We start from the raw sequence: 15,503 nt of genomic DNA, 5'->3' as shown, positions 1-15,503 counted from the left end.
CTGAACTTGAGGACGCCTAGCTTCCACTAGAAGCTAGGCGCCCTCATCGTGCGCTCGCGACCATCAAGAAACGTTGTCAGGAACCCATCGTGATATGTGTAGTTCGCGGATCACCAAGCTCCACCGTGTGCACGTCCCCGGTCAAGTTAACCTCGGCAGGCACCTGGGCTGGCACGGCACAGGTACCGGTCCAGAACTCGAAGGCACCGGGTTCGACAACCCGATTCATTGCCCGGTTGGTAAAGGACAGTCGCGATGGTGGCACCGTGAACGTCAGTTCCGTTGAAGCGCCCGCAGCGAGTGACACGCGTGCATATCCAATAAGTTGCGCAACCGGCCGGGTCAACGAGCCCACGAGATCGCGGGCGTAGAGCTGCACGACCTCGTCACCGTCGCGCTCGCCTGTGTTCGTAACCCGCACCGTGAGCACAAGAGGGCTGGACGTATCTTCCGCATGGACCGATAGGGTGCTGTGCTCAAACGTTGTGTACGACAGCCCAAACCCAAACTCTCGGTCTGGCTTGGAAGACAGGTTTGTCACGCTGTTGTCGCCGCCCAACGATGGGTGCAGGTACGTGTAAGGCTGCGCGCCGGTTGAGCGCGGGAGCGAAACAGGCAGTCGTCCAGATGGGTTCACTCTTCCTGACAGCACTCCGGCAACCGCGCTTGCGCCTTCCTCGCCGGGGAAGAAGCTCTGTACCACCGCAGCGGCACGCTCCAGCGCCCAACCAACCACATACGGACGCCCAGTCAGCAGCACGATGACCACGGGCTTTCCGGTAGCCAGTACAGCCTCAGCCAGTTCACGTTGGACACCCGGGAGTTCGAGGGAGTCACGGTCGCAGCCCTCACCTACGGTTCCACGCCCGAACAGTCCTGCTTGGTCACCAAGCACAAGAACAGTCACATCGCTGCCTGCAGCCGTAGCCACGGCCTCGTCGAATCCCGAACGATCCTGGTCATCAATGTTGCAGCCACGGGCAGTCGCAAACTCCGCGTTTTCGAACTCCCGCACGAGCCCTTCGCGCATTGTTGGGACGTCGATACCTGTGTCGTATCCGTCGTGCAACGAAAGAACGTGATTCACAAACGAGTAGCACCCGAACATTGCTGAGAGTCGGTCCGCGTTTGGACCGATCACTGAGATCTTTGCGGGGTTTCGCAGCGGAAGTACGCCGTCGTTGGAAAGGAGTACAACCGATTCCTCCGCGAGCCTACGTGCTACATCGCGGTGCGCGGGCGAGTCGAGGTCGATCTCTGTTGGGGGCTCATCCTCAAACGTGTTGCCCAGCAGTCCCAGCTCGGCTTTTTGCTCCAAGGCTCGGAGCACTGCGCGGTCCACGAGCGCCTCGTCGATCACTCCTTCTCGCACACCCTTGGCCAATGGCGCGAGGTAGGCGTCACCGGTGGGCAGTTCGATATCAAGGCCGGCTTCAAGCGCAAGCTTCGCTGCCTCAGTGAGGTCCGCGGCAATGTTGTGGAGTTTCTCAAGGAACGCCACGCCGAAGTAGTCGGCCACCACGGTTCCATCAAAGCCCCACTGCTCACGCAGCAGATCAGTGAGATACGCGGGATTTGCCGCAACGGGAACTCCATCGATCTCGGTGTAGGCGTGCATCACGGAGCGCACCCCACCCTCAATGACCGCCATTTCGAACGGAGGCAGAAGCACATCCGCGATCTCACGTGGACCGGCGTGAACAGGACCAAAGTTGCGTCCCGACTGCGAGGCCGAATACCCAACGAAGTGCTTCAACGTGGCGTGGACACCCTCGGCCTGGAGCCCCTTCACGTAAGCCGTGGCAGTAGTCGCAACCTGGTACGGGTCCTCAGAGATGCACTCCTCGGTCCGGCCCCACCGTGGATCTCTCACAACATCGAGCACAGGCGACAGCCCCTGGTGAATCCCCAGCTGACGCATCGACTTGCCAATGAGGCCCGCCATCTCCTCAACCAGATCGGGATCAAAGGACGCACCCCATGACAGCGGAGTAGGGAAGGTTGCGGCCTTCCACGCTGACAAGCCTGTGAGGCATTCCTCGTGCACGAGCATGGGGATACCAAGCCTGGTCTCTCGGACGACGCGTCGCTGCTCATTCCACAGCCAAGCTGCCCGTTCAACGGGGTCAATGGGGCGGGTCCCGTAAACGCGAGTCACGTGCCCAAGACCATTCTTGGTTGCGCCGGCAAATGTGTTGGCCTCCGCAAACTCGCCCTGGAGCGGAGCCACCGCTTCTCCGTCGCCCTTGTCCCAGAGCCCACGATCTGTGCGAGTTTCTCCTCGAGGGTCATCTGCTTCAGCAGTGCTTGGGCTTGGGCCGCAAACGCGCTGCGGTCCGTTTGGTCGGTCATGGATGTTCTCCTTTAATGGCGGCTCCGGCCATGGCAGGCCGTTGTGAGTGGGGGGGTGGGTGCGCCCCTGCGTAAGGTGCGCTGGAACTCAGCAGAATCGTCGAGAATTTACTCACGATGGTTCTGGTCGTGCTGGGTGGCAGCGGTCCGGTTAGCCCTTGACTGCGCCCTGGAGGCCGTTGACAATCTTGTTCTGCATGGTCAAGAAGAAAATCAGTGCCGGAATCATTGAGAGTGTGGTGAAGGCGAATACACCTGCGGTGTCGGACGAGTACTGAGTTGAGAAGTCGGCAACTCCAAGTGGCAATGTCTTCATATCGCCCTGCAGCAAGAGCAGAGGCAGGAGGTACCCGTTCCACGAGGCCACAAATGCAAGCACACCTGTGGTAACCATTCCAGGTCCAGACAGCGGCAGTACGATCCGGCCAAAGAAGCCCAGCCGGCCTGCCCCATCGAGAGTGGACGCCTCTTCAATTTCCTTGGGAATAGCCTGCAGGAACGGACGCAGAATGACGATGGTCATTGGCAGCGCGAAAGCAGCTTGAGGGAGCGCAACACCCAGCCATGTGTTTCCGAGATTCAAGTCCTTGTTAATGAGGATGAACAGCGGAATGATCGCGACGGTCGCGGGGAAGAGCAAGCCCGCTACAAAGATCATGTAAATCTTCTCGCGATGCTTAAAGTTGAACCGTGCGAGTGGGTAAGCAGCCATCATTCCGAACGTGACCACCATGGCAGTGGTAAGCAACGCGATGATCGTCGAGTTCAGTGCGTACTGCCAAAAACTCGCGGAGGTTATGACGCGTTGGTAGTTGTCGAGGATCCACGGATCAGGCAGCCCCGCCGGGTTCTCAGCTAGCTGCGCGTTTGAGCGAAACCCTCCCAACACTGCAAAACTGACCGGTCCTAGCGTGACACACGCCAGCAGGATCGCCATGAAGTACGTGAATGGTCCAGCCTTGTGACCGTTTGAGGACTTGAAGAGGCGCCTGGATGTGTGCGTGGTAGTCACAGCGCGCGCGGCCTTAGGTACGGCATTCATCGTTTACTCCCCTTCACGCGTGGTACATAGTCTGGGTTGTCCCGACGCATCACGAAGCGCTGGTACAGCAGCGCGAAGGTGAGTGCGATAACAAACAGAATGACTGAAGCTGCGGAAGCAATTCCGAAGTTTGACCGCTTGGTCCCCTCGGTGATCAGGAATGTGACCATCGTTGTGGTCGCATTAGCAGGGCCGCCCTTGGTCAAGATCCAAACCATGTCGAACAGCTGAAGTGACCCCACCATTGACAGGAAGACCCATGTGCGCAGTGTAGGCCCGAGCAAAGGAATCGTAATCTTGCGCTGAGTCTGCCACCACGAGGCACCGTCGATCTGGGCGGCCTCGTTAAGTTCCTCGGGTACGCCTTGAAGGCCTGCCAGGAAAAGGATGACTGCAAAGCCCAGATACTTCCACGTCAGAACAACCATGACGGTTGCAAGCGCGTACTCAGGCGTTCCAAGAAATCCTTGCTCTGGCCCCTTAATGCCTATCGAGGCGAGAAGCGTATCAATCGCGCCGTACTTGGGTTGAAGGAGTTGGAACCACACGACCGCGACTATTACCTCGGCGAGGATGTATGGGACGAAGACGATGGTGCGCAACAGTCCGCGTCCGAACATCTTCCGGTTCAACAAGAGCGCAATGAGTAGTCCAAGAGGAAGCTGCATCAAGATCGAAGCAACGACGATGATCAGGTTATGCATTAGCGCACCCGTAAACACATCGTTGGAGAGGACGGAGACGTAGTTCTTCAGCCCCACGAAATCCACAAGGGGGCCGTAGCCCTTCCACTTGTACAACGAGAACTGGACCGCGCGGATCATGGGCCAGACCACGAACATTGCAAAGAGAATCAGCGCCGGGGCGATGAAGAGTGTCGCTTCAGCGCCCATGCGATAGTTGGGTTTGGTCCTGCGACGATTTGGGGCAACCTGCCGTGCAGGAGACGTACTGTCCCCTGCACGGTCGTAGGAAGTGCTGTTCGCCGCAGACAGTGTCACGTTGGGTGTCTTGTCTGCCACGGCTAGCTCACTTTTCTGCGTCGGCTGCGGCTTGTACCGCGTCCACGATGTCCTGTGGACTTGCCTGGCCAGCAAACATCAGCGCGATTTCGTCGTTCATCGCGCCGCCGATCGCGGTGCCGAATGCAGTATCAAAGTACAGCTGGATGAATGGTGCAGCATCACGGACCTTTAGCAGATCAGCAAGTGCTGGATCCTTGACAGCGCTGGAGGCTGCAGGGTTGGTTGGCAGGCCCATGTCGAGTTCTGCGAATCCAGTTTGCACCTCGTCTGAGAGCAGGAAATTGACGAAATCGACGGCTGCATCAGGTGCCTTCTCAGATACCGACCATGCGTCACCGCCACCGAGCTGTGCTGCTGGATCGCCTGCACCACCCTCAATTGCCGGGAAGGCGAACCAACCAGTGTCTTCACCAAGACCCTTGTTGTCCTCGGTCAGCCCCTGCATGACGCCCGGCTCCCAGTGTCCCGCGAGCTCCATGGCGACCTTTCCGGTTGCGAGGAGCCCTGAGGCCGAGGTTGGGCCAGACTGAGCAGGGGTGGACAGGAAGCCCGAGTTGAATGGCTCCTTAGCGATGATCTCGTCAAGTGTCTCGCCCGCCTTAATGAAGCAAGAGTCTTGGAAGTCGAGGGTCTGAACAGCACCCTGCAGAACATCCTGCGAGCACTGGCGCAGTGCGGTGTAGTACCAGTAGTGGGCGGCAGGCCACTTGTCGCCAGCACCTACCGAAATCGGTTCTACGTCATTTGCCTTGAGCTTCTCAATGACCTGGTAGAACTCGTTCATGTTCGTTGGCGTGGATTCGATACCCGCGTCCTTAAACATCGACTTGTTGTACCAGAATCCGACAACGCCCATGGAGAATGGCAGGCCGTAAGTCTTTCCATCTACCTGCCAACCAGCGACGTTTCCACCGAGTTTTGCAATGGTGTCTGCAGACGCTTCAGTGAGGTCCTTGGTCAGTCCTGCAGCAACGTGGTCCTTGAGCTCTCCGCCGCCACGTTCCATGTAGATGTCTGGGAGGTCACCCGACTGGAAGGCTGCTTCAAGTTTGGTGCCCATGTCTTCGTGCTGAAGTGCCTCGATCTTGATCGTGACACCCTTGTTGGCGGCTTCAAACTCCTTGGCCTTCGCCTCGTAGAAGGCTTTTCCAGGGTCAGTGTTGGAGTTGTGCCACCACGTGATTGTCGTGTTACCGCTTGCGTCGGTTCCGCTGCCTTCCCCGCCGCCACCGCTGCAGGCTGCTAGGAGCAACGAGGCAGTTGCCGCGGCGGCAAGCCCCTTGATGAAACGTGAGTCTTTCACAGGATTTTCTCCTCATCGTTGAGTGAAGTAACCCCAATATATTCAGTCGTTGAACATTTAGTCAATCGTTATCGGTAACGTTTTCGATAACGTTATCGTAAATAGCGTCTTGCGGCCTATAATGAACGTGTGAACACGACATCACGAGTAACGATGGCCGATGTAGCCCGAGAAGCAGGCGTTTCCGTGGCGACAGTATCCAAGGTGGTCAACAACAAGGACGGGATCTCCGAGTCCCGAGCGCAACATGTCAAAGATGTCATCGCGCAGCTGGGTTACGCGGCCAGCCTTGGTGCCCAATCGCTTCGCTCGCGCTCCACCGGTGTACTCGGCATGCTGGTCGCGGAGTTCGAACCATTCTCTACTGAGCTCCTCAAGGGAGCGTCATCCGCAATCAAAGCCACTGACTATGAACTACTTGCCTATTCCGGTAGGTCCGACGGGTCAACCAAATACGGCTGGGAACGCAAGCACCTAGCCCGATTGTCCGGAACTCTGATAGATGGCGCAGTTATCGTGACTCCCACGGGCGTGGAGACAACATTTTCTGTGCCGATTGTGGCCGTAGATCCCCATATTGAGACAATTCATCTCCCCACCGTCCGCTGCGATTCCTATGCGGGTGCACTCACAGCTACGCAGCACCTCATCGGGCTCGGCCACCGCCGTATCGGATATCTGGGTGGACGTACCGACCTTCAATCTTCCAAGGACCGAGAAGCGGGATACCGAGCAGCGCTTGTAGATGCTGGGCTGGACATCGATGAAAGCCTGATTGGAGACGGCAACTACTCGTCCGAACTCACCATCCAACCAGCCACTGCGCTGCTGAGCGAACCAAACCCGCCCACCGCAATCTTCGCCGCAAACGATCTCTCCGCAATCGAGGTTATCAAGGTGGCTGAGTCTCTCGGGCTTTCGGTACCCACGGACCTCTCCGTGATTGGGTTCGACAACATCCCTGACGCCGCGCTCTTCCGCATCCCTCTCACAACAATGGCGCAGCCACTTCAGGAAATGGGCGCAATCGCGATGAACATGCTCGTCAACTTAGTTGCAGGGCAGGAAACGGAAACTCAAGTCATACTCGACACCACTCTCGTGGTCCGTGACTCCTGCGCGCCGCCCCGCTCACGCTAATATCTGGCTGCCGGAACTTGAGCCGAGCACCAGACCCCCCGATCCAAATGCCACCTGAACGAGGAGTTCAACTTAGCGGCTGACCACTATGACTTCGTCGGGCATGCGCCCGGCCGTGCGTAGCGCCTCATACGGGATCGTCGTCTCGATGCCTTCGTGCACTAACGCGTCGTCTTGGTCGTGGGCCTTCAGTACAGGGAAAGTGACGAGCCCGTTCTGCGCCAGTTGACCAAAGAGCATTCCGTTGAGTGGGATCTGCCAGCCTGTGAGGGCTCCAGAGGGCTCCGAAAGGAACAGCACGAGCTCTCCGGCGTCAACAAATCCTTTGCCGACCCGGGTGGGGTCGTCAGATTCCCTAATGACCACCGTGATCTTAATGAGGTCCGGGACGTCCACTCCATCGCGTTCCGCCAGGTCCTCGGCAACTTCAAAAGTCAGATCAATCGCTTCCGCGGGGAGTGTGCCCACCTGGAGCCCTGCGGTGCGCGGCAAGGCGTAACCCACGACCCTTCCCCGTACGACCGCATCGCTCAGTGTTCCCTTGCTGATGAGCGCGTCGTCGTCGCCACGCAACTCGTATGTCATGTTGGGCATGGCGTTCTCGATCGAGTCGGGCAGGAAGGAGAGGCTATCCGCTTCCTCCCCTGTGGCGCGCACAACCGCGTCGACGGCATACGCGTAGGCTCCCGCGTCCGGGGTCTCGTTGGCCCTCGGGTCTGGCGCGCAGCCTAGGAGCAGCAGGGTCGCAAGAAGCGCAAGAGCCAGAGCATTCCTGCCCGTCACGCCGCGCCCCTTCCGTTGAACCGTCCGACCCTTTCGTCGAGTTCCTGCCCCTATCATCCCGGATTTTCCTACGGAAAACCGCAAACCTGGCGGCAAAGTCACCCACAGGGTACCCGCTCGGGTTAGCCGAAGTTCTTACCCTCACCTCGGTAGGTGGGCAACTTATCGACGATTGACTCGCCTTCCAGCAGATAAGTCACGTTGAATCGCTCCATCTGCTCCCCTGCCTTTGCGTTTCGCAGCCAGACTCTGTCACCGATTCGTGGCGCAGGAGCGCCCTTGCGTACCACGAGCGGTGTTTGCACTTCACCCGCGCCTTCAGTACCGATTGCTGTGAGGTCAACGTTGATTGGTTTGGGCTGCCGGTTCTGCTTAGCTTGTCCGGAGGCAATGTATCCGCCGGCAAATGCTGTGACAATGCCGCGGGTGGGAGTGCGCACGACATCGAGGCCAAAGTAAGCGGCAGGTTCAAGGCCGAGATTCTCGTAACCGTCAAAGAGTCCGGGGTGGTAGAAGCCGGAACCCGCGGTGACCTCGGTGATCTCGGTGGCCTGGTCAAACGTGTGCAAGGAGCCGGTACCTCCGGCGTTGATGATGTCGAGTTGCCCGACTCTCGCCTTCATTGCAGCCACGATCTCTGCACGCCTCTGTGCAAGTTCTGCTCGCGAGATCTTTTTTACTAGGCGAACCGCAGGTGAGCTGTCGGGGAGCCCCGCGATTTGAGCGTCGTAGAACATCAGGCCCACGACGTTTACCTGGGAGTTACGCTGGGCCACGTCGAGGTACGTGGTCACGTCTTGCTCCGTGTGCAATGGCGAACGCCGCACACCGAGGTGGATCGGGAAGGGCGTGCGAGACAGAATACGCAATGATGAGTCGACGTCGATTGCAATCCGGACCGGTCGTACTGGATGCGCTGCAGCGATCAAGTCCAGGTGCTCCGAGCAGTCAGTCATGAGCGTGATCTCTGCGAGCGCCAACTCGTTCGCGCCCAGTTCCCGCAGGGCGTCGGCGTCCACGGTTGGATAGGCCACGAGGATGTCGCGCATACCCTCTCCAACCAGCCACAGCGCCTCACGTGGCGAGTAGGCCATGAGGCCGCTAAAGCCTTCGATCGCGAGTGCACGCTCCAGAAGCGCCCGTACGCGCAGGGATTTCGTGGCTACGCGGATAGGGTGCCCATGGGCTCTTGAGACCATCGTCCGGCCATTTGCGTCAAAGGCGGTGAGGTCAATCACAGAGATGGGGGCAGGCAAACCGCTGGTCGCGGCGCTAAGTATGGCGGAGGCTCGCTGGGTCGTGGATATCGGCGCTGACGTATTCACGTAGGTGAGTCTATATCTCACCCACCCTGTTGGGCATTACACTCCTGACATGGCTGCTTTTAGGACTCAAGGAAGATTCACGCCCGGCAACGGTGCCAGCGCGGAAAGCAATGGTCGTTGGTCAAACACCTGGACAAACTGGGCGGGCAACGTCACCAGTCGCCCACGTTCCGTGGAGACACCCTCCACTCCGCTTGCGCTGATGCGCGTGCTGGACCGAGCGATCGCGCAGGGTGAGACTCTTCGCGTGGTGGGGGCGGGCCACTCGTTCACGCCTGCAGCAGCAACTAACGGCGTGCAGATTAGCCTGGACAACTTTGACCAGCTTGAGTCGATCGTCCCCATCGAGGGCACCAACGGAGAAGCACTGGTCACGGTGGGCGCCGGCATCCGCCTGCACGTACTCAACCGGGTGCTCGCTGAGAACGGCCTCGCAATGCCGAACCTTGGGGACATCGACCACCAGTCGATTGCGGGTGCACTCGGCACGGGAACTCACGGCACGGGTGCCAAACTCACGGGCCTCGCCGCCCAGGTACGCGGCATGCGGATCCTGCTTGCCAGTGGTGACGTGGTTGAGACCTCCCCAACTCACAACTCCCAGTTGTTCAAGGCGGCACAGGTAAGCCTCGGTGCCATCGGCATCGTGCTCGCTGTGACCATGCGCTGCGTGCCAGCGTTCTTGCTCCACGCCCGCGAGACTCCCATGGCGCTCGGCCAGGTCCTTGAAAACCTCGACGGCCCGGGGAACTTCGCCGACTCTAACGACCACTTCGAGTTCTACTGGTTCCCAGGCACGCAGGGAACTCTCGCCAAGTTCAACAACCGCGTGGAGCCTGGCACCAAGGCCAGCACCGAAGACCTGAACCCTGCCGCGGCGCTCGCACGCTCGGCGCGATTCTGGGTGGATGATGAGCTGCTGTCGAACGGATTGTTCCAACTCACCAACTCCATTTCGGCGCGCATCCCTGCGCTCACCCCGCCGATCAACGTCATCGCGTCCAAGGCGCTGTCCGCGCGCGAGTACATTGCCCCGTCGCACGAGGTCTTCATCTCGCCCCGACGAGTGCGATTCGTTGAGATGGAGTACGCCATCCCGCGCGAGGCGCTCAAGGACACCCTCCAGGAGTTCATGACGGTTGCGAACCGCAAAGACCTCGCGGTTCAGTTCCCCATCGAAGTGCGGTTCGCCGCTGCGGATGATGTCTGGCTGTCCACCGCCCACGAACGCGAGAGCGCGTACATCGCTGTGCACCAGTACCAGCACAGCCAGTACCGCGAGTACTTCGAGGCGGCAGAGTCGATCTTCCGGGCCGTGGGCGGACGCCCACACTGGGGCAAGATGCACACGCTCGAGCACTCCGATCTGGACAAGCTCTACCCCCAGCTCGGCGAGTTCACGTCCTTGCGCTCGCACTACGACCCCAAGGGAACGTTTGCCAACTTCTACACCAACCAGGTGTTTGGCAAGGCCAACTAGCCACCGCATAGGTGGGCGGTCCGCGCATGCAGGCGCGGGCATGGGCGCGTTTGGGCCTCGCGGCAGTTAGACTGCCCACAGGTCTATGTGAGTGGCGCTGGCACGAACCTTCGCTGAGAAGCTTGATGGTTGGTTGCCAGCGCCATTTCCCGCATCAACACTTGGAGCGAGCATGCCTAGGGTAGGACTCAACCGAGAAAAACTAGTGGCCACCGCCATGGCCATGGCCGACGAGGGCGGTCTAGCAGCCCTGTCCATGCACGCGCTCGCCCGCCACTACGGTGTGGCCGCTCCAAGCATGTATAAGCATGTGCGCAACCTCGAGGATCTCCAGTGTGCGATCGCTTCCGAGGCCCTCACCCTGTTTGAGCACGCGCTGAGTGGCGCGGAGCCCGGAATCGCCGGGCTGGCACGCGCGTACCGCACGTTTGCAACGGGTCACCCTGGCCTCTACGAGGCCACGCAGCGTCCAGTTTTGTTCAGGGAGGATGGCGCGCAGGAGACGTCCAGCAGAATCATCTCGCGCATTGCTGCGCAATTGCCCGAGAACCTGACTCCCGACGATGTAGTTCACCACGTGCGCATCATCCGGTCCGCCTTGCACGGGTTTGTTGAGCTGGAGCGCGCTGAGGGATTCGGGCTCCCCCAGTCATTGGACGCCACGTTCGACGAGCTGTGTACGTCGCTACAGGTCATGACCTCCCTGGGAGGAGTGGCAGCGTCCAAGACCGCCAAGCCCCCTGCCAACGCGCTGCGCGATGTTCCCGGAAGGAACCACTCTGCGAGTAGCACGCGACGCTAGCGTCAGGATCCCGCACCAACGGGAATACTGCCGTGCTGGCTACAGTCCGGTGGAGAGAGAACCACTCAGCCGACAGCTACCACCAGCGCTGTTGCTATCGCCGCAATACCCTCGCCACGCCCCGCAAAGCCTAGGGCGTCAGTGGTGGTCGCAGAGATTCGCACCGTCGCACCCGCGGCCGCGGTCATGCGCTCCTGCATGAGGTCTCGCTGCGGCCCAACCTTGGGCCGGTTGCCGATGACCTGGACCGCCACGTTTCCGATCTCAAAGCCCGCCTCCCGCACTCGCCGTGCTGCCTCCGCCAAGAGGACAGAACCTGCTGCGCCCGCCCACTCGGGCTCACTCACGCCAAAGTTCGAACCCAAGTCACCCAGCCCCGATGCCGAGAAGAGCGCGTCGGCGGCCGCGTGAGCGATGACGTCCGCGTCGGAGTGACCGTCCAGCGGGCGCTCGCCCGGGAATTGGACTCCCCCAAGCCACATTTCACGCGTGGAACCCTCAGGGGCGTATGCGTGCACGTCAGAGCCGATTCCTACGAGTGGTAGCTGGGCAGTCAAGGTGTCCTCGATTTCAAGTTGCTGTGAGTTCCTCTTAGGAACGTGTACCAAAGTTTTGGGCGAAGAGCACACGAGCAAGCGCCAAGTCGGTAGCTGTAGTGACCTTGACTGCGAGGCTGTCTCCCTCGACCGCCACCACCTCGTGCCCCGCCCACTGCGCCATGGTTGAGTCGTCCGAAGCGGCTTGGGCTTCATCCATGCCACGCTCCGCAAACGTGGAGTGCATGTCCCATGCAACATCCCACGCAAACCCCTGTGGAGTCTGCACGATGCGCATCACTCCACGGTCCACGTTCCCCACAATTCTTCGCGCTCCCGATGGGCTCGGCGGAATGCCGGGGTCGATCTGCTTGAGCGTATCGGCTACCGGAATGGCCGGGATAACCGCGGGCGCGCCCTGCGCCACGGCGTTGACCACGCGATCCATCATGACGGAAGGTGTCAGAGCGCGGGCAGCGTCATGGATGAGCACGACATCGAGCGGCCCCGACTGCTTGAGCGCCTTAAGGCCCTGGAAGATCGAGGCTTGCCTGGTGGGGCCACCGGACACCACCGAGACTGGGACGACAATTCCGAGCCTCGCAATGGTGCTGCGGAACAGTTCTAGTTCATCGCTTGGTGCAGTCACGATAATCGCGCGCACGCCATCAACCAACTGCGCGTGACGCAGGGCGAGTGCGAACAGTGACGACTCGCCGCCGATGTCGCCCGAAGGGTCGAGCGGAACCAGTGCCTTAGGCACGCCGTAGCCAAGCCGCGAGCCGGAGCCGGCAGCGGTGACAACGATTCCGACGTCCGCGCTCACTTGACCCGCTTGTGTTCCGTACGAAGCACGGAGGACTTGTGCCCGAGCTTGCGCAGCAGGATGCGGGCCGAGATCTTCTCTCCGAGGTCCGCTTCCCTCACTTCGTACGTCTTGCCACGAGCGCCGGGGATCGCGTCTTTGCCGCGCATCCACTGGATCTCTACCGAGTCGGCTTCCGGTTCGATGAATACTCGTTCGAAGTTGGCCAGTCGAAGCGTATTTCCAACCCGTGCCTTGCCCTTGATCGTCGGCTGCTCACCGAGGTACTCGGGTGCGTCACCGAGGCCCACGATTCCCACCGCGATGTCCACAGTTGTTGAGAGTGCGCCTTCGCCACTGGCTTCAACAAGCACCGAGAGACTACGCCCACGCAGTTCCGGTGTCACCACAATGCTCTTGGACGTTTCGCCCTCGATCGCCTGATCGTTGGACATCCATTGGAAGCTGAGCGAACTGGCGGGCGGTGTGAAGTCAGACTTCTTGATTCGCGCAGTCGACTTTTCGCCGACCACCGGATCGAAGACGCGCACGATGACGTTGTCCTTGAGCGCGATCGCGGTGCCCTTACCGATCCATCCGGCATTGACGCGCACTGAGGAACTCTCGGCCCCGTCACGGTGTGCGTCGAGAACCACGGTGAGCGAGGATCCAGCGGTCCCCTGCTCTGGCGTGAACTTGGCAGTGAAGTAACCGTTTTGGGTGCGCACGCCCTCGGAGCGGCCCACGGAAACCCCGCCGATCATCCACGTCACGTCAATCGAGTCGGCGCGGGGCGAGAACGCATCTTCTTGGACCAGCAGGAGTGCAGGCAGCGCCTCTACGATTCCGGACTCGGGAACTTCCTTCTCCGCAGGGGTGCCCTCTCCCGAGATCGAGAGGAGATTAAGGTCGAGTTGGGGCGCTGGGCCGCGCACAACGTCGCCGTATTCAACGGTCACTTCGAGCGGGCGCATGTCTTCGCCAGCAAAGGTTGCGGTCGCCGTGAGCGTGGTACCGATGTCCTCCGGACGGACCGCGTAGGAAGGGCCGATGTAACCGTTCGACCACACCACGGTGACGTCTGCGGCGCTGGGCGAGACACTGTCCTGGGTGAGGGCAAGGTTGAGCTCTTGGCCAACAGTGAGGTGACGCTCTGCATCCAACTCCTGCTCGGTGCCTTGGGCGCGCGCAACCGTGGAACCGTCGAGTTGGGCGGCCGCACGGAGGTCGACCATGAGGCTGAAGACGCCCTGGCCACCCTCTTGCATGGAGTTGAAGAGGGTCTGGGATTCATAACCAACAAACTGCGCGGTCACGATTCTTATCTCCCTTTACTGCTCTACTTTCGCACGCACATGACGCGCGGATAGCTACATCTTGGTGGGCGGCATCGCGAAGTTCGCAACGCACGCATCGTCCCATGACAACACCAGCCGCCCATCTCGTATTCCTAGGGAACAGTGGATGAGCGGCTGGTGTAATCACGCTAACGAACTAGCTGGCAAGAACCTCATCAAGGATTGCCTCTGCCTTTTCCTCGTCGGTGTGCTCAGCGAGTGCGAGCTCCGATACGAGAATCTGGCGTGCCCGTGCAAGCATGCGCTTTTCACCGGCGGAAAGACCACGGTCGGTGTCACGGCGGGAGAGATCGCGGACGACCTCTGCAACCTTGATGACATCACCCGAGGCGATCTTTTCAACGTTTGCCTTGTAGCGGCGCGACCAGTTGGTTGGCTCCTCGGTGTAAGGAGCGCGAAGTACCTCGAACACTTCGTCGAGGCCTTCCTTGTCAACTACGTCACGTACACCAACAAGGTCTACGTTATCTGCAGGAACTTCAATAGTCAGGTCACCCTGCGCTACCCGAAGCTTCAAGTACGTTTTATCTACGCCACGGATCGTACGCGTCTTAATCTCTTCGATAAGAGCGGCTCCGTGGTGCGGGTAGACGACGGTCTCCCCTACTGTGAACGACATCAGCGGTTGTCCCCTTTCGCGGATACCCAGTCTATCACGAGCGAGCAGACCGAAAATGGAGTAATCTTTCACACTGCCTTGGCCCTAGTCAAGTCACCTGACCGAACGCCCTACAAACGTGTCCGACTTCATATCTTTTGGCGGCGGGGCATGTTTGTCACAACGCTAGAATTGCAGTTGGTATGCCCTTGGCCACCCGCACGTCAAGACACCAGATCCCGCGCGGAGCGCATGTCTCCTCGCCCGATTTTCACACGTGGGGTTGGGCCGATCGGAACGCCGACCGCTTAAAGCCCCGCGATCGCCCGAGCGATCACCCTCGTGCCCTTGGAGTCCAAAATGTTTAGCAAGATCTCTACTTCCCGCCCTCTGCGTGCGGTTGCTGGCATTGTTGTTGCGGGAGGCCTCGCGCTTGGCCTCTCGGCCTGCAGCCCTGCCACGAACCACTACTACGGAGCCTCTGACGGCACCCGGGTGGCTCTACCTGGTAACTCCCTCGAGGTCATCAACCTCATGATTCTCACCTCGGACTCCGGCGACGCCGTCATGGTTGGTGCAGTCCACAACCGCAGCAACGAGGACAACACCGCTTCGATCGTGTCCACTGACGGTTCGATCAACAAGCAGTTCCCGGTTGTGGCCGGTGGAACCACCAACCTGTTCACCGATGGAGCCCCGGTTACCTTCACTGGCTTTGCGCCAAAGGCCGGATCCACCGTGGACGCCACGTTCTCGGACGCCCAGGGCGACACCACCACCATCCACATTCCAGTATTTGATGGCGACCTACCTGAGTACAAGGACTACCTGCCCACCGCGCAGGGCTGATCCTCCCCACTCACGCCAAAGGACCCGCACCCTCATTGCTGAGGGTGCGGGTCCTTTGTCTGTTGGTCACTTGGTCACTGTGTGCCTAGGGAGGGCCGTCACTCA

The 15,503-nt window shown here is 60.0% G+C and carries 13 protein-coding genes and 1 pseudogene; 4 read left to right on the top strand and 10 right to left on the bottom strand.

Features of this window, described 5'->3' with window-relative positions:
- Nucleotides 1-76 precede the first annotated feature (76 nt).
- From HGSM_RS11425 to HGSM_RS11410, 4 genes and pseudogenes are all read right to left on the bottom strand, one after another.
- A pseudogene (locus HGSM_RS11425) lies at nt 77-2,352 on the bottom strand (beta-xylosidase/alpha-l-arabinosidase).
- A gap of 151 nt (nt 2,353-2,503) precedes the next feature.
- Nucleotides 2,504-3,394, bottom strand: coding sequence for a carbohydrate ABC transporter permease (locus tag HGSM_RS11420; RefSeq protein ID WP_019148902.1), 891 nt, complete (start codon nt 3,392-3,394; stop codon nt 2,504-2,506).
- A complete protein-coding gene (locus HGSM_RS11415; RefSeq protein WP_040595127.1) occupies nt 3,391-4,416 on the bottom strand; it encodes a carbohydrate ABC transporter permease in 1,026 nt (341 codons plus the stop codon). Before HGSM_RS11415 ends, HGSM_RS11420 begins: the two co-directional genes overlap by 4 nt.
- Before the next feature lie 7 nt (nt 4,417-4,423).
- Complete coding sequence (locus tag HGSM_RS11410; RefSeq protein WP_019148900.1) at nt 4,424-5,722, bottom strand: extracellular solute-binding protein; 1,299 nt, start codon at nt 5,720-5,722, stop codon at nt 4,424-4,426.
- Nucleotides 5,723-5,851: 129 nt separating this feature from the next.
- Here HGSM_RS11410 and HGSM_RS11405 point away from each other — a divergent pair, with 129 nt between their 5' ends.
- Nucleotides 5,852-6,862, top strand: coding sequence for a LacI family DNA-binding transcriptional regulator (locus HGSM_RS11405; RefSeq protein ID WP_326550042.1), 1,011 nt, complete (start codon nt 5,852-5,854; stop codon nt 6,860-6,862).
- 72 nt (nt 6,863-6,934) lie between these two features.
- Here the strand turns inward: HGSM_RS11405 and HGSM_RS11400 are convergent, their stop codons facing one another.
- Both HGSM_RS11400 and HGSM_RS11395 read right to left on the bottom strand, forming a co-directional pair.
- Nucleotides 6,935-7,645, bottom strand: coding sequence for a hypothetical protein (locus tag HGSM_RS11400; RefSeq protein WP_019148898.1), 711 nt, complete (start codon nt 7,643-7,645; stop codon nt 6,935-6,937).
- Nucleotides 7,646-7,767: 122 nt separating this feature from the next.
- A complete protein-coding gene (locus HGSM_RS11395) occupies nt 7,768-8,970 on the bottom strand; it encodes an alanine racemase (protein WP_230197542.1) in 1,203 nt (400 codons plus the stop codon).
- A 49-nt stretch (nt 8,971-9,019) separates the two neighbouring features.
- On the opposite strand from HGSM_RS11395, the gene HGSM_RS11390 reads away from it, so the two are divergent.
- Both HGSM_RS11390 and HGSM_RS11385 read left to right on the top strand, forming a co-directional pair.
- Entirely contained in the window at nt 9,020-10,450 is a 1,431-nt protein-coding gene (locus tag HGSM_RS11390; RefSeq protein ID WP_081581455.1) for a D-arabinono-1,4-lactone oxidase, read from the top strand.
- A 172-nt stretch (nt 10,451-10,622) separates the two neighbouring features.
- A complete protein-coding gene (locus tag HGSM_RS11385; RefSeq protein ID WP_019148895.1) occupies nt 10,623-11,252 on the top strand; it encodes a TetR/AcrR family transcriptional regulator in 630 nt (209 codons plus the stop codon).
- 65 nt (nt 11,253-11,317) lie between these two features.
- Here the strand turns inward: HGSM_RS11385 and ispF are convergent, their stop codons facing one another.
- The 4 genes from ispF to HGSM_RS11365 form a co-directional block, all read right to left on the bottom strand.
- Nucleotides 11,318-11,809, bottom strand: a complete 492-nt coding sequence (ispF, locus tag HGSM_RS11380; RefSeq protein WP_040595125.1) for a 2-C-methyl-D-erythritol 2,4-cyclodiphosphate synthase — start codon at nt 11,807-11,809, stop codon at nt 11,318-11,320.
- A gap of 34 nt (nt 11,810-11,843) precedes the next feature.
- The gene (locus tag HGSM_RS11375; protein WP_019148893.1) at nt 11,844-12,614 is read right to left on the bottom strand and encodes an IspD/TarI family cytidylyltransferase; all 771 of its coding nucleotides are present in this window, start codon (nt 12,612-12,614) and stop codon (nt 11,844-11,846) included.
- Nucleotides 12,611-13,909, bottom strand: coding sequence for a hypothetical protein (locus tag HGSM_RS11370; protein ID WP_019148892.1), 1,299 nt, complete (start codon nt 13,907-13,909; stop codon nt 12,611-12,613). Before HGSM_RS11370 ends, HGSM_RS11375 begins: the two co-directional genes overlap by 4 nt.
- Nucleotides 13,910-14,087: 178 nt before the next feature.
- Complete coding sequence (locus tag HGSM_RS11365) at nt 14,088-14,570, bottom strand: CarD family transcriptional regulator (protein ID WP_019148891.1); 483 nt, start codon at nt 14,568-14,570, stop codon at nt 14,088-14,090.
- Nucleotides 14,571-14,909: 339 nt separating this feature from the next.
- On the opposite strand from HGSM_RS11365, the gene HGSM_RS11360 reads away from it, so the two are divergent.
- Nucleotides 14,910-15,398, top strand: a complete 489-nt coding sequence (locus HGSM_RS11360; RefSeq protein WP_019148890.1) for a hypothetical protein — start codon at nt 14,910-14,912, stop codon at nt 15,396-15,398.
- Nucleotides 15,399-15,503 lie beyond the last annotated feature (105 nt).

The organism is Timonella senegalensis JC301, from assembly GCF_000312125.1.
Classification (GTDB): domain Bacteria; phylum Actinomycetota; class Actinomycetes; order Actinomycetales; family Cellulomonadaceae; genus Timonella; species Timonella senegalensis.
This window is presented reverse-complemented; position numbering and strand designations above follow the sequence as displayed.

Bases quoted from the DNA above. Each gene is read 5' to 3' on its own strand.
- HGSM_RS11420 (WP_019148902.1), bottom strand. From the start codon at position 3,394: ATGAATGCCGTACCTAAGGCCGCGCGCGCTGTGACTACCACGCACACA.
- HGSM_RS11390 (WP_081581455.1), top strand. From the start codon at position 9,020: ATGGCTGCTTTTAGGACTCAAGGAAGATTCACGCCCGGCAACGGTGCC.
- HGSM_RS11365 (WP_019148891.1), bottom strand. From the start codon at position 14,570: ATGTCGTTCACAGTAGGGGAGACCGTCGTCTACCCGCACCACGGAGCC.
- HGSM_RS11360 (WP_019148890.1), top strand. From the start codon at position 14,910: ATGTTTAGCAAGATCTCTACTTCCCGCCCTCTGCGTGCGGTTGCTGGC.
- HGSM_RS11385 (WP_019148895.1), top strand. From the start codon at position 10,623: ATGCCTAGGGTAGGACTCAACCGAGAAAAACTAGTGGCCACCGCCATG.